General features: G+C 27.2%; 11 protein-coding genes. All 11 read left to right on the top strand.

The window, feature by feature from the left end; genetic code table 11:
• The 11 genes from IC213_RS02780 to asrB all read left to right on the top strand — a co-directional run bounded on the left by IC213_RS02780 (position 1) and on the right by asrB (position 14,338).
• On the top strand, positions 1-882 hold the full coding sequence (locus IC213_RS02780) for an N-acetylneuraminate lyase (protein WP_413926681.1): 882 nt from the start codon (positions 1-3) through the stop codon (positions 880-882).
• Between the two features lie 33 nt (positions 883-915).
• Positions 916-2,418 carry a sodium:solute symporter gene (locus IC213_RS02785; protein WP_227434925.1) on the top strand — a complete coding sequence of 501 codons (1,503 nt, stop codon included), beginning with the start codon at positions 916-918 and terminating at the stop codon, positions 2,416-2,418.
• 157 nt (positions 2,419-2,575) lie between these two features.
• Complete coding sequence (locus IC213_RS02790) at positions 2,576-3,028, top strand: YhcH/YjgK/YiaL family protein (RefSeq protein ID WP_227434923.1); 453 nt, start codon at positions 2,576-2,578, stop codon at positions 3,026-3,028.
• A 162-nt stretch (positions 3,029-3,190) separates the two neighbouring features.
• Positions 3,191-3,994: a sialate O-acetylesterase gene (locus IC213_RS02795; RefSeq protein WP_227434922.1), complete on the top strand. Its 804-nt coding sequence runs from the start codon at positions 3,191-3,193 to the stop codon at positions 3,992-3,994.
• Between the two features lie 56 nt (positions 3,995-4,050).
• Positions 4,051-4,938, top strand: coding sequence for an ROK family protein (locus IC213_RS02800; RefSeq protein ID WP_227862711.1), 888 nt, complete (start codon positions 4,051-4,053; stop codon positions 4,936-4,938).
• Positions 4,939-4,956: 18 nt separating this feature from the next.
• Positions 4,957-5,805, top strand: a complete 849-nt coding sequence (locus IC213_RS02805; protein WP_227482491.1) for a MurR/RpiR family transcriptional regulator — start codon at positions 4,957-4,959, stop codon at positions 5,803-5,805.
• Between the two features lie 62 nt (positions 5,806-5,867).
• A complete protein-coding gene (locus tag IC213_RS02810; protein WP_227434918.1) occupies positions 5,868-6,557 on the top strand; it encodes a Crp/Fnr family transcriptional regulator in 690 nt (229 codons plus the stop codon).
• 185 nt (positions 6,558-6,742) lie between these two features.
• Positions 6,743-9,382, top strand: a complete 2,640-nt coding sequence (locus IC213_RS02815) for a diguanylate cyclase domain-containing protein (RefSeq protein ID WP_227862712.1) — start codon at positions 6,743-6,745, stop codon at positions 9,380-9,382.
• 107 nt (positions 9,383-9,489) lie between these two features.
• Positions 9,490-12,366: an EAL domain-containing protein gene (locus IC213_RS02820; RefSeq protein ID WP_227862713.1), complete on the top strand. Its 2,877-nt coding sequence runs from the start codon at positions 9,490-9,492 to the stop codon at positions 12,364-12,366.
• 172 nt (positions 12,367-12,538) lie between these two features.
• The gene (gene asrA / locus IC213_RS02825) at positions 12,539-13,546 is read left to right on the top strand and encodes an anaerobic sulfite reductase subunit AsrA (RefSeq protein WP_227434906.1); all 1,008 of its coding nucleotides are present in this window, start codon (positions 12,539-12,541) and stop codon (positions 13,544-13,546) included.
• Positions 13,547-14,338, top strand: coding sequence for an anaerobic sulfite reductase subunit AsrB (asrB, locus tag IC213_RS02830; RefSeq protein ID WP_227862714.1), 792 nt, complete (start codon positions 13,547-13,549; stop codon positions 14,336-14,338).
• Positions 14,339-14,347 lie beyond the last annotated feature (9 nt).

The raw sequence follows: 14,347 nt of genomic DNA on the forward strand, positions 1-14,347 counted from the left end.
ATGAGAACAACAGATATGAAAGGAATTTATTCAGCATTATTAGTTTCATTTGATAAGGAAGGAAATATAAACGAAAAAGGGTTAAGACAAATAATTAGACATAATATAGATGTTTGTAAAATAGATGGTCTTTATGTAGGAGGAAGTACAGGAGAAAACTTCATGCTTTCAACTGATGAAAAGAAAAAAATATTTGAAATAGCTAAGGACGAAGTAAAAGAAGAAATAAAGTTAATAGCTCAAGTTGGTTCAGTTAATTTAAAAGAAGCTGTAGAGCTTGCTAAATTTACAACTGATTTAGGATATGATGCTATAAGTGCTGTTACACCTTTTTATTATAAATTCGATTTTGAAGAAATAAAACATTATTACAATACAATAATAAATTCTGTAGACAATAGATTAATAATATACTCTATACCATTTTTAACTGGTGTTGATATGAGTTTAGATCAATTTGGAGAATTATTTGAAAATGAAAAAATAATAGGTGTTAAGTTTACAGCAGCAGATTTCTACTTATTAGAAAGAATGAGAAAAACATTCCCAAATAAATTAATATTTGCAGGATTTGATGAAATGATGTTACCAGCTACAGTTTTAGGTGTAGATGGGGCAATTGGTTCTACATTTAATGTAAACGGTATCAGAGCTAGACAAATATTTGAACTAACGAAGAGTGAAAAAATATCAGAAGCACTTGAAGTACAACATGTGACAAATGATTTAATAACAGATATATTAGGAAATGGTCTATATCAAACAATTAAATTACTACTTGAAGAACAAGGCGTTGAAGCTGGATACTGTAGACAACCTATGAAAGAAGCAACTGATGAAATGAAATCAAGAGCGAAAGAAATATACAGAAAGTATTTTTAATAAAAATACTTTTAGTATGGGAGGATTGGTCAAATGGTAGGATTTACTTGGATAGATTTTGCAATACTAGTAGTTTACTTATTGGCAGTTTTATTTGCAGGATTGTTATTTTCAAAGAAGGAAATGAAAGGAAAAGAGTTCTTCAAAGGTGATGGAACTATTCCATGGTGGGTTACATCAGTATCAATATTTGCCACATTATTAAGCCCAATATCATTTTTATCACTAGCAGGTAATTCTTATGGTGGAACATGGATTTTATGGTTTGCACAATTAGGTATGTTTATAGCTATACCTTTAACAATAAAATTCTTCTTACCTTTATACAGTAGATTAGAGATAGATACTGCATATGAATACTTAGAAATGAGATATGAAAGTAAAGGACTTAGAGTACTTGGAGCTTTAATGTTTATAATATACCAAATAGGACGTATGTCTATAATAATGTATCTACCATCAGTAGTTTTAGCAGGTCTTACAGGAATACCTGTAAATGTGTTAATAATAGTTATGGGGGTAATAGCAATAATTTATTCATATACAGGTGGATTAAAAGCTGTTTTATGGACTGACTTTATACAAGGTATGGTACTAATAGTAGGTGTTACAGGTACGCTATTTTATTTAATATCAAGTATAAATGGCGGATTTGGAACAGTGATGGATACTCTTACAAGTGGGCATAAGTTCTTAGCAACAAATGAAGTTATGTTTGATAAAAACATACTATCTACAAGTGCATTTATAATATTTGTTGGAGCTGGTCTTAATACTTTTTCATCATATGTATCAAGTCAAGATATAGTTCAAAGATTTACTACAACAACTGATATAAAACAACTTAACAAAATGACATATGGAAATGGTGTTTTATCAATGGGACTTGCAACAGTATTTTATCTAATTGGAACTTGTTTATTTATATACTATACTCAAAACCCAGATTTAGCACAAACAGTTCAACAAGACCAAGTATTTGCATCATATATAGCTTATGAATTACCAGTAGGTATAACAGGAATACTACTTGCAGCAATATATGCAGCATCTCAGTCAACTTTATCAACAGGGCTTAATTCAGTTGCTACAAGCTGGACTTTAGATATACAAACTATTATAACAAAAGATATGAGTATGGAAAGACAAACTAAGGTTGCACAATATATATCATTAGGAGTAGGTATACTTTCTATAGTTGTTGCAATAATCTTAGCAAATGGAGAAATAAAGTCAGCATATGAATGGTTCAATAGTTTTATGGGGCTAGTTCTAGGAGTTTTAGCAGGAATATTTGTACTTGGTGCGTTTTGTAAAAGAGCAACTAAAATGGGAGCATATATTGGATTTGCAGTATCAGCAATTTTAGTTGTTTATCTAAAATATAGAATGCCAGAAGTAACTTCTTGGGCTTATTCTCTAATAACAATAACTACTTCTGTAGTAGTAGGAACAGTATTTAGTGCAATAGAATCTAAAGTTAAAGCAAAAGTATCTTTACCAAAAGCTGAAACTACAGTTTATTATGAAAAATAATATAGAATTTAAATAAGAAATTATCCTATAGAGTGGCTAGATTAGAGTGATTAGATATATAAATAATCTAGCTACTCTATAAGAATGTATAAAGAACTGTATATGTAAAAAACCTGAAAGTAGAATATACTTAAAATTATATAGGGAGATAGTGATTATGATATTTGGAAGTATAAATCATAGTAAGACATATTCAACATTACACGAAGACTTACTTAAGTGTTTTGAATATGCTAAAGAAAATTCATTGATAGATTACGAAAAAGGGACTCATACAATAGATGGTGATGATATCTTTGTAAATATTGTTGAGTATAAAACTTGTGAAAAAGAAGAAAGATTCTGGGAAGCTCATAAGAAATATATAGATGTACACTTGATGCTAGATGGATGCGAAAGAATAGATTTGAATTTTATAGAAAATTTAGAGCAAAAGACATATGAAGAAGATAGTGACTTTTTGCCTCTTGATGGGAAAAACAATGGCTATGTTGAACTTAGAAAAGGTGATTTCTTAGTATGTTATCCAGAAGATGCACATATGACAGCAATAAAAGTTTCAGAAAAAGAAAATATAAAAAAAGCTATTTTTAAGGTTTTGGTTAGATAATGAAAATTTATATAACTACTAAGGCTGAAAATAGTGATTTAACTTTCAGCGATTAGTGATATTTCGTAAATTTTAGTTAGATTACTATTTTCAGCCTTAGTTTTTTATAAGAAAGTTTAAATAGATATTAAAAGGTTTAGAATTGTATAGAGGAGTTAATTTATGGATAAAATAGATGTATTTTTATTAATAGGACAAAGTAATGCGAGAGGCTTAGGAAATCCAAAAGACAGTGTTATTCCAAATGAGAATTGTTTTGAATACTTAAGTAGCAACGAGATTATAAACATGAGATGTGAATTAGAGACTTCTGAAGGAGATGGTACTATAGCACCTGCATTTTCAAATGAGTGGAATAGACTTACTGGTAATAAAGTTTGTTTTATACACAATGCAAAGGATGGGTCAAGAATAAAAAATTGGAATCATGATAATAACTGGTTTTTAAATGACACTATAGAAAAATTTAATGCAGGGTGTAATACTTTAAGCAAGAATTATAAAATAACAAATAAATATGTTATTTGGATTCAAGGTGAAAGTGATGCAAAGTATGGTAGTGATGTTTTATACTATAAAGAGAGTCTAAAAAAAATTGCATATAGACTAAAGGAAGAATGTATCATTGATAAAATGTTTGTTAGTTTAACTGGTTATTGGCTTGGAGAAGATGAATATTTTGTTAGAACAAGACGAATTGCAGCAGCACAAGAATTTGCTTGTAATGAATGTGACATATTAAGCATAGGAAGCAAAATTGCTATGAAATTTCATGACCAAGGTCTAACTATTGATGATGTACATTATAGTCAAGAAGGTCTTAATATGTTGGGAGAAGATTTATGTAAGAATATTTATAAATATCATATAACTGAGAAAAAAATTATATTAAAGGATACCATAGATTTATCAGAAGCGAGAAAATATATCTGTGAGTTGGAAAAAATAAATAAAAAATTCATGTAATATAAAATTTTAATTAGTAATATTGGTTATAAAAATAATTTGTATGGAGATATGTTATGAAAAATTACGTTTGTATAGATATTGGAGGTACTTCAATAAAATATGGATTTATTAAAGAAAATGGGTTAATAATCGATAAATCAAGTTTAGATACTGAAGCAAAAGAAAAAGGTGGACCAGGAATATTATCCAAAATAAAGAAAATAGTTAAAAAATATATGAAAGAAAACAATATTGATGGGATATGTATATCAACTGCAGGTATGGTTGACCCAATTGAAGGTAGGATAGTATTTGCGTTAGAAGAATTAATTCCAAACTATAAAGGTATGGAATTAAAGAAAGAGATAGAAAAAGAATTTAATATAAAATGTGAAGTTGAAAATGATGTTAATTGTGCTGGCCTTGGTGAAATGTGGCTTGGAGCAGGTAAGGGAGCAACTTCTTCTATATGTATGACAATAGGTACTGGTATTGGTGGTTGTGTTATAATAAATAATAAGCTTATAAATGGATTTAGTAATAGTGCTGGTGAAGTAGGATATATGAATATGAATGGAAGTACTTTCCAAGAACTAGCATCAACTAGTAGTTTGGTAAAAAAATTAGCAAAAATAAAAAATATGGATGAAAATGACCTAAATGGGAAAATAATTTTTGATTTAGCAAAGAATAATGACGAAGATTGTTTAAAAGAATTGGATAATATGATAAAATCATTAGCAATTGGTATTGCAAATATATGTTATGTAATAAATCCTGAAGTTGTAATTTTAGGTGGTGGAATAATGGCACAAGAAGAATTTCTAAAACCTAAAATAGATAGAGCATTAAAGGAGATTCTTATAGAAAGAGTTTATAAAAATACTAATGTAGAATTTGCAAAGAGACAAAATGATGCAGGTATGCTTGGGGCATTGTATAATTTTTTAAACAAAATATAGAGAATAGAAGGTTTTTTAATGAGTATTTTAGAACAATTGGAATCACCAACTTTTAAAGTTACAAAGTCAGATAAATTATTGATAGCTTATATAAAGGAAAATATAGAGGATGTATTTTATAAACCAATATCACAAATTGCTAAAGAGAGTAATATTGGTGAAGCAACTATAACTAGATTTGTTAAAAAAATGAAGTTTAATGGGTTGCAAGACTTTAAAGTTACTTTAGCGCAAGAAATATCAAGTAGTAATAAAAAAAATATTATAAATAAGAATATACAAAATGATGAGCCAGCTTTAGATACAGCCAAGAAACTTTTAAACTCAAATATAACTACTTTAGAGAATACTGTTGAGATAATCAATAGTGTAGATGTTCATGACTGTGCAAGACTTATAATAAATGCTAAAAAGGTTTACTTTATTGGTATTGGATATTCAGGTATAATAGCACAAGATTCAAACTATAAGTTTATGAGAATTGGGCTTAATTGTGTAAGTTTTGATAGTAGTCATACTATGATAATGATGTCTTCTATAATGGAAGAAGGAGATTTAATAGTTGCAATTTCTCATTCTGGGGAAACTGAAGAAATTATAAAAACTGTAAAACTTGCGAGAGCTAATAATGCTAAAATTATATCTATTACTGAAAATAAAAATTCTGAATTAAAGGATATTTCAGATGTGCACTTATCTTATGTATCTGGGGAAACTGTATTGGAAACTGGTTCAATATCCTCTAAATTGGCACAATTTTTTATTATTGATTTAGTATATACACAGGTAGTAAAAGAACTTTCAAATGAAGCTATTGAAAGAAAAATCAAGACTACAAATGCTATAAAACTGTTTAAAAATGAATAAAATCAGATATTTGTAATACTTTATGTGGTTTTCTTAAAAATTTAGTAATGGGGAGATTTTACATGTCTAAATTAAAAGACTATGATATTGACAAAGTAATACTTTTTAATAATTTATGTAGTGAAACTAAGAATCAACTTAAGGAAAAAGCTAAACTAAAAAGATTACAAAGAAAAGAAATTTTATTTTATGAAAAAGAACAATTGGACAGAGTATACGTACTTTTAGATGGGAAAGTATCTATTTTTAAGATAAGCGAAAATGGTGAGAGAAAGGTGATTTTTATATTAAATAATGGAGAAATTATAAATGACATTACCTTTGATTTTACGAAGAATTCTGCTGTTGGATGTGAGGCATTTGAAAATTCAATTGTGTCTTATTATAGCATTGAAGAATTTACAGAAATTATGAAAAATGATTTTCAGCTTACAAAAGATATTATTTCTTATATGGAGAGAAGGACAAGACGTTTATATAGACAGTTAAAAAATTCAATATCTATAAAAGTAGATAAGAAATTAGCAGCAAAATTGTATAGATTAAGTAAAGAGTTTGGAATTTATTGTGGAGAATGGACCTTATTAAATGTAAATCTTACAGTTACATATTTAGCTGATATGCTTGGCTGTAAAAGAGAGACAGTTTCTAGAATGATAAAAGTATTGCAAAAAGAAGAACTTATAAAGATTGATAATAAAGGTTTTTATGTAAAAGAAGCTGAACTATCAAAATACTTTAAAAATAATTAATTATAATTAAATAAAGATATTATTAAGAGAATCTATCCATAGATTCTTTTTTATTTATCTAAAATGATAATATTTGCCTTAAGTTTATTGAAACAGCTTAATTCTGATAGTATAATTAATTTAATATGAACAGTAAATATACAGATGTTGACACAGCTTCTATACTCAGAAAGGGATGTATCAAAATGAAAAATAAAAAATTCATAGGTTATGCTTTAGGTTTGATTTTTATATGTGTATTTGTGATGTTTTCTCTTTGGGATTTTACCTATAATGTTAATTCATTAGTAGAAAAAAGTAAAAAGATGCATTTAGAAGAGTTGTCATTGCAAAGTTCAAATACTATAAATGTTAAGCTTAACTCACTAACAAAGTTTATAAATAGTATTTCTAAAATTATTTCAGAGTCAGAGGGTATGAAGAAAGAAGATATAATGAAATTGCTAAATGATGTATCAAAGGAATCTGATTTTGAAAAAATCTATATTGCATATCCAGATGGTACAGCCTATACAGGTGATGGAAAGGTCTATAATATATCACAACATAGCTATTTTAAGAAAGCAATGAAAGGGGAAAGCAATATTTCAGAAATCATAAAATCATCTGTTAACAATGAAAATAGTTTTATAGTAGCATCTCCTATGTACAAAAATGGTAAAGTGATAGGTGTTCTGTATGGTTCTTATTATATAAGTAAATTAAGTGAATTTATAGATGTGACTAGTTTTAATGGAGAAGGAAGTACATATATATTTGAAAAATCAGGAAATCTTGTCTTAAAATCTACTCCAGGAGAAACTGATGACACCATAAATAATGTTAGCGATTTTTTTGATTTTATTTATGTTAGAGAAGATTACAGTTATAAAAACTTTATTGAAGATATATCAAATAAGAAAAGTGGATTTTTAGAATATAAATTCAAAGGAAAAGAGGAATATGCCACGTATACTCCAGTTGGTATAAATGATTGGTATGTATTGTCTTTTATTCCAAAGACTTTGATAGTGAAAGAGATTTCTAAGATAAACAAACTTGCAATTATATTAACAACTAAAAACTTCATAGCACTTTCAATTTTGATTTTAATTGTATTTTATAAAGAGAAAAAATCCAAAGAAAAGCTTGTAAAAGCAAATCTAGAGATATCTTCACTCACTAACAATATACCAGGAGGTGTTTTTAAATGTAGTGTAGGTGAAAAATATGAATTTGTGTTTTTAAGTGATGGATTTATTAACCTGTTTGAATATACTAAAGAAGAGATAAAATCCATGTTTAATAATAATTTTTATGATGTAATTTATAAAGATGATGTAGATAGAGTGAAAAATGAATTTGCACTTCAAATATTAGAATCAAAAGTAGTTGAAATAGAGTATCGAATGATTACTAAGAGTGGGAATTTTGTGTGGGTTGTAAATAAGTGTGAGCTTATAAAAGATTCTGATGGAAAAGAGTATTTCTACTGTGTGTTGGTTGATATAACAGATTTAAAAAAAGTAGAAGAAGAACTTAAGATTAATGAAGAAAGGCTTAGAATAGCCTTATCCAAGACTTCTAACATAGTATTTGACTATTATATGCATACAAAATCTATACATGTCTCTAGTGATGTCTCTTTAATATATGGATTACAAAAAAATATTGAAAATGGCATAGAATATTTTATAGATTCTGGGATAATACATCCTGACTTTGTTGATGTGTTTAAAGAATCTTTTAATAAAATGGAAAAAGGTGAAGAAAGTGTAGTATCTGTAATAAAAACAAGACTAGTCAATGGAAAATATATATGGAATAGAATGACTCTAACGAATCTATTTAATGGAGCAGAAATTCCAATTAGAGCGATAGGTCTACTAGAAGACATAAATGAGCAAAAAAAAGCTGAAATGCAATATAATCAAGAAGAGCAATATAGAAAAGCTATGTTGTATGAAGCAATTGCTATATATGAAATTAATTTTTCTCAAGATAAATTTATATCAAGTAATATAAAGTCTGATAACAATTTAGGCTTAAGACCTGCTGGAAAATATTCTGAAGTAATGGAGGCTATTGTTGCCGATATAGTTTTTATTTCAGATAGGGAAAACTTTAAAAAAGTATTTTATTATGAAAATGTCTTAGATTCATATAATAAGGGAGTAAATGAGTTAAAGTTAGAGTATCGAAGATATGACATTAATGGTAAGATTTTATGGGAACTTTGTACAATGCATTTACTTAAAGACCCCCAAAGCAATCAACTTAAAGGATTTGCGTACATTAAAGATATAGACAAACAGAAAAAAGAAGAGATTGAGCTTAAATTTAAAGCTGAACGTGATATATTAACAGGAATTTATAATAAAGGTACAACTGAAACTCTAATAAAGAGATTTTTGAGTTTAGACAGAGTTAAAGAAAGTAGTCATGCATTTTTTATTATTGATTTAGACGATTTCAAAGCTATTAACGATAATTTAGGGCATGTCTTTGGTGATAAAGTATTAGTTGAAGTATCAAAAAAATTAACTTCTATTTTTAGAGAGGATGATATAATTGGACGTATTGGTGGAGATGAGTTTGTAGTTTTCATAAAAAATATGAAGAATATAAAATTTATTGAAAACAAAGCGATTGAGCTATGTAATGCATTTAGAAATTATTATACTGGAGAAAATAAGTCATATAAAGTTTCTTGTAGTATTGGAATATCTATTATGCCAAATCATGGAACAACTTTTATTGAATTATATGAAAAAGCAGATAAAGCTCTTTATCATTCAAAAAATCAAGGAAAAGATAGATTTATTATATTTAATGACTCTATTTAAAGTTTAAATGCAAATGGAGGGCTTAAATTTTTAATATAAAGAATATTAAGTTGAATAAGAATATTTTAACTATCTTGATATGATTTAGTTATAAATGGAGGCATATTATGAATGGAAAATATAGATTTACTATTACTATGGTTATTTTTTTACTTATATTAAATACATCATTTGTTTTAGCCACTTCTGAGAAAGAAAAAGTAAGGGTTGGATATTGGCCTAGTTATGGAATTTCTGTTACAAAAGATGGTCAGTTATATGGATATACATATGATTATATGAATGAAATCGCTAAAATAAATAATTGGAAATTAGAATATATACCTTGTGGATGGAGTCAAGGTCTAGAAATGCTTAAAGAGGGAAAAATTGATATATTTGGAGCATTGCAAAAGGATGAAGAACGTGAAGAATACTATGATTATACAAATTTAAATTTTGGATATGAATATGGAGCATTGTATGTGAACTCCAAAAACAATACAATATCTTATAATAATCTAAAAGAGATTGATGGAAAAGTAGTAGGTACAGTTTCAGATAATCATTTTAAAAGTGTATTTGATGAATACTGTAAAAAAAATAAAATATCTGTAAAATATAAGTACATAGAAGGTGCAGAAGAACTTCAAAAGGAACTTGAAAAAGGAACCATTGATATGATACTTACAGGAAGCATTAGAGATATACCAAATACAAAGGTAGTATTACGTTTTTCATCAGAGCCTATCTATTATGCAACAACTAAGGGAAACAAAAAAATACTAGATGGTTTGAATTATGCATTAAATGAGATTAAGCGAGAAGATATATATTATGATGGTAATTTATTTAATAAACATTATAAGAGTACTGCAATAGCTACAGAAGTATTTACTTTGGAGGAAAAAGAATATATAAAGAAACATCCTATAATAAAAGTTGTATCAGGTCCTGATACGTCACCACTATCTTTTTATGATAAAAATACAAATTCCTACAAAGGTATATCAATAGATATATTAAAATCAATTTCAAATAACTCAGGTTTAAAGTTTGAGTATATAAAGGTAGATAATTTTTCAGAGGGTTTAAAAATGGTTGAAAATGTTGAGGTAGATATTTGTGCAAATATGTTTATGTCACGAAGTACTGAGTTAGAGCATAATATTATATTTACTGATGGCTACCTTGAAACTACCATGTTAGGTTTGGCAAAAAATGATATTAGAATGGATGAAAAAACTAAGGTAGCAATGATTAAATGGACAGGGATAGAATCATTCGTAAAAGAATATTATCCAAATCAAGAAGTAAGTTTTTATCCAAATGCTAGTAAATGTATTGAAGCTGTCAAGAAAGAAGAAAGTGATGTATTTATAGGAAGCAACTATATCCTAAATAATATAATTAATACTGAAGAATCTGATGGGCTTATGTTTATGCCAATAAAAAATCAAGTCGTGGATATTGGAATAGGGGTTTCTGAAAAAGCAAATCCTGCATTATTGTCAATACTCAATAAATCCATCAATAGAGTTACAGAAGAAGAGGTTGCAATTGCAGTTACAGGCAGTACGAAGTACTTAGAGCATACAGTTACTCTATTAGATTTTATACAGCATAATATTATGGCATTTATTTTGATAATATTATTTATTATATTTATAGTTTTTGGAATATTTATTGTAAATTATAAGGTACAAATGAATAAATTAAAAAAGATAGCATATGTTGATGAAGTAACAGGTATAAGAAGTCTATTGAAATTTAAAATTGATGCTAATAAGCTTTTTGAAAAATATGGAACGTATAACTTTGTTATATATTATATTAACATAGATAAATTTAAATATATAAATGATATTTTTGGTTTTGAATTTGGAGACAATATTTTAAAATATATAGCAAGAAAAATAGGTGAAAGTATTTTTAAGGATGAAATATATGCAAGATTATCAGACGATAGATTTATTGTAATGACTAAAAAAAGTAATATAGAAAATTTAAGAAAAAGAGCAAATGATTTTTTTGAGATTGTGAATAGTGATAAAGAAAATACATTTAAAATAGATATAATACTTAAATGTGGAGCGTATTTAATTGATAAAGATGATGTAAATATTGATGTAATGATTGATAGAGCTAAGATAGCTTGTCAAACAATAGAAACCAATTATAAGAGTAAAGTTGCTTTTTATGATGATAAAATAAGGCTTTCTATACTTCGTGAAAAAGAAATTGAAAATAATATGGATAATGCACTTTTAAATAAAGAGTTTGTAGTTTATTTGCAACCTAAAATTAACCTTATAACAGATGAGATTGTAGGTTCAGAGGCTCTTGTTCGTTGGATTCATCCAATTAAGGGAACTATATCGCCTAATGATTTTATTCCACTATTTGAGAAAAATGGATTTATAGAGAAACTTGATTTGTATGTTTGGGATAATGTCTTTAGTACAATGTCAAAATGGATAAAAAATGGAATAAAGCCACCACCAATTTCTATAAATGTATCAAGAATTCATTTAAATAATAGAAATATAGTAACTAGTTTAAAATCTTTAATAAATAAGCATAATATACCAGCGCATCTAATAGAACTTGAGTTAACAGAAAGTTTATTTTTGTCAAATATAAGCATGCTTTTAGATATTTTAAATGATTTGCATGATATTGGATTTATTGTATCTATGGATGATTTTGGAAGTGGATATTCTTCACTTAGTCTTTTAAAAAAATTACCAATTGATGTATTGAAGATTGATAGAGAATTTTTAAATGAGACAATTACATCTACACGTGGAGAAAAAGTTATAAAGAATATAATTACATTAGGTAAGGATTTAGATATGCTAATTGTAGCTGAAGGAATAGAAACTGAAGGTCAATTAAATTTATTAAAAAATGCAGGCTGTGATATTGGACAAGGATTTTACTTTGCAAGACCTATGGATATAGAATCATTTGAAAAGCTTGTATTTAAAAGAACAGATTTTTAATTTAAAGTTATAAATAATAAAGAAATATTACTAGAGTTTAATAAACTCTAGTAATATTTTTTTTATTATTTTTAAAACTGTGATAATTATCACAGAAGTATCTAAAATAAAGTGTTAAGATTTAAACAAGATAATAAGTAAGCAAAACTAAAATATAAGAAAGGTGATAAAAATGAAATTAAAATTAGATTCATCCAAATTCAATGAAGGTCTGAATTTCCTAAAAAAAGACTACAAAATATTTGCACCAGTCATAATGCCATTTAAAGGTACTTTTTCAGATACGGACATGATAAGATACAAGGAAGTAAATACTTTTGAAGAAATGGAATTTGCTCAAAAATCAAACTTTTCACCAAAAGAAGTAGTGCTTCCTATTAATCAAGTCTTATTTTACTTTACTGAAAAAGAATTTAAGGAAAGCGATTTAGACAATAAAAAGATTTTAATTTTTCTAAGAGCTTGTGACATAAATGGAATAAAGAGACTCGATGAAATATATTTAAATAATGGAGAAGAAAAAGATTATTTTTATAAACATATTAGAGAAAAAATAAAATTTGCACTTGTAGGATGTAAAGAGAGTTTTAGAAATTGTTTTTGTGTAAGTATGGATTCTAATAAAACTGATAACTATTCACTTGGATTGAATATAGAAGGAGAAACATTGTACTTAGACATAAAAGACAATGAATTTGAAGTATTTAATGGAGAGCCATCAGAATTTGATGTTAGTCATGTAACAGAAAATTTAATTTCTATAGATATACCAGAAAATATTGATTCTAATGAGATAATAGGAAATCCAATATGGGATGAATATGACACAAGATGTATTGGATGTGGAAGATGTAATTTTGTATGTCCAACATGCTCATGCTTTACAATGCAGGATATTTTTTATAAGGAAAATGAAAATGTAGGTGAAAGAAGAAGAGTTTGGGCTTCATGTCAAGTAGATGGATATACAGACATAGCAGGTGGAAATTCTTTCAGAAAAAAACAAGGAGAAAGAATGAGATTTAAAACTATGCATAAAATAAATGATTTCAAAAAAAGATTTGGATATAACATGTGTGTTGGATGTGGAAGATGTGATGATGCATGTCCACAATATATATCATTTTCAAAATGTATAGAAAAAATAAATGATTTAGTAACTAGTAAGGAGGAGATATAAATGAACTCATATATACCAGTAAGTGCAAAAATACTAGACATAGTTAAACATACTGATAAAGAATGGACATTCAAAGTGAATTGTGATACAAAAGGGGTTCTGCCTGGAAAATTCTATGAAATATCTATACCTAAATATGGTGAAAGTCCAATATCAGTATCAGGATATGGAGAAGATTATATTGATTTTACAATAAGAAATGTAGGTAAAGTTACTAGTGAATTATTCAATTACAAAGAAGGAGATTCGTTTTTTATAAGAGGACCTTATGGAAATGGATTTGATATATCTTTATATGAAGGAAGAGAAATCGTAGTAGTAGCAGGAGGAAGTGCATTAGCTCCTGTAAGAGGAATAGTTGAATATTTTTATAATAATAAAGATAAGTGTGAAAAGTTTAAATTAATAGTTGGATTTAAATCACCAAAAGATGTTCTATTTGCAGAGGACTTAAAAAGATGGAGTGAAAAATTGGATATTTTAGTTACTGTGGATGGAGCTGATGAGGGTTATAGTGGAAATGTAGGATTAGTAACAAAATATATTCCAGATTTAGATATAAAAGATATAAATAATACTTCTGCAATTGTAGTTGGACCTCCAATGATGATGAAATTTACAGTAGGAGAGTTTTTAAAAAGAGATTTAGACGAAAAAAATATTTGGGTTTCTTATGAAAGAAAAATGTGTTGTGGAATAGGAAAATGTGGACACTGTAAGATGGATGATACTTATATATGTTTAGATGGACCAGTATTTGATTATTCATATGCTAAAAATCTTATTGATTAGGGGGTGGAG

Origin of the sequence: Clostridioides sp. ES-S-0049-02 (assembly GCF_020658465.1) — a bacterium.
In the GTDB taxonomy this organism is placed as follows: domain Bacteria; phylum Bacillota; class Clostridia; order Peptostreptococcales; family Peptostreptococcaceae; genus Clostridioides.

Bases quoted from the DNA above. Each gene is read 5' to 3' on its own strand.
- IC213_RS02780 (WP_413926681.1), top strand. From the start codon at position 1: ATGAGAACAACAGATATGAAAGGAATTTATTCAGCATTATTAGTTTCA.
- IC213_RS02785 (WP_227434925.1), top strand. From the start codon at position 916: ATGGTAGGATTTACTTGGATAGATTTTGCAATACTAGTAGTTTACTTA.
- IC213_RS02790 (WP_227434923.1), top strand. From the start codon at position 2,576: ATGATATTTGGAAGTATAAATCATAGTAAGACATATTCAACATTACAC.
- IC213_RS02795 (WP_227434922.1), top strand. From the start codon at position 3,191: ATGGATAAAATAGATGTATTTTTATTAATAGGACAAAGTAATGCGAGA.
- IC213_RS02800 (WP_227862711.1), top strand. From the start codon at position 4,051: ATGAAAAATTACGTTTGTATAGATATTGGAGGTACTTCAATAAAATAT.
- IC213_RS02805 (WP_227482491.1), top strand. From the start codon at position 4,957: ATGAGTATTTTAGAACAATTGGAATCACCAACTTTTAAAGTTACAAAG.
- IC213_RS02810 (WP_227434918.1), top strand. From the start codon at position 5,868: ATGTCTAAATTAAAAGACTATGATATTGACAAAGTAATACTTTTTAAT.
- IC213_RS02815 (WP_227862712.1), top strand. From the start codon at position 6,743: ATGAAAAATAAAAAATTCATAGGTTATGCTTTAGGTTTGATTTTTATA.
- IC213_RS02820 (WP_227862713.1), top strand. From the start codon at position 9,490: ATGAATGGAAAATATAGATTTACTATTACTATGGTTATTTTTTTACTT.
- asrA (WP_227434906.1), top strand. From the start codon at position 12,539: ATGAAATTAAAATTAGATTCATCCAAATTCAATGAAGGTCTGAATTTC.
- asrB (WP_227862714.1), top strand. From the start codon at position 13,547: ATGAACTCATATATACCAGTAAGTGCAAAAATACTAGACATAGTTAAA.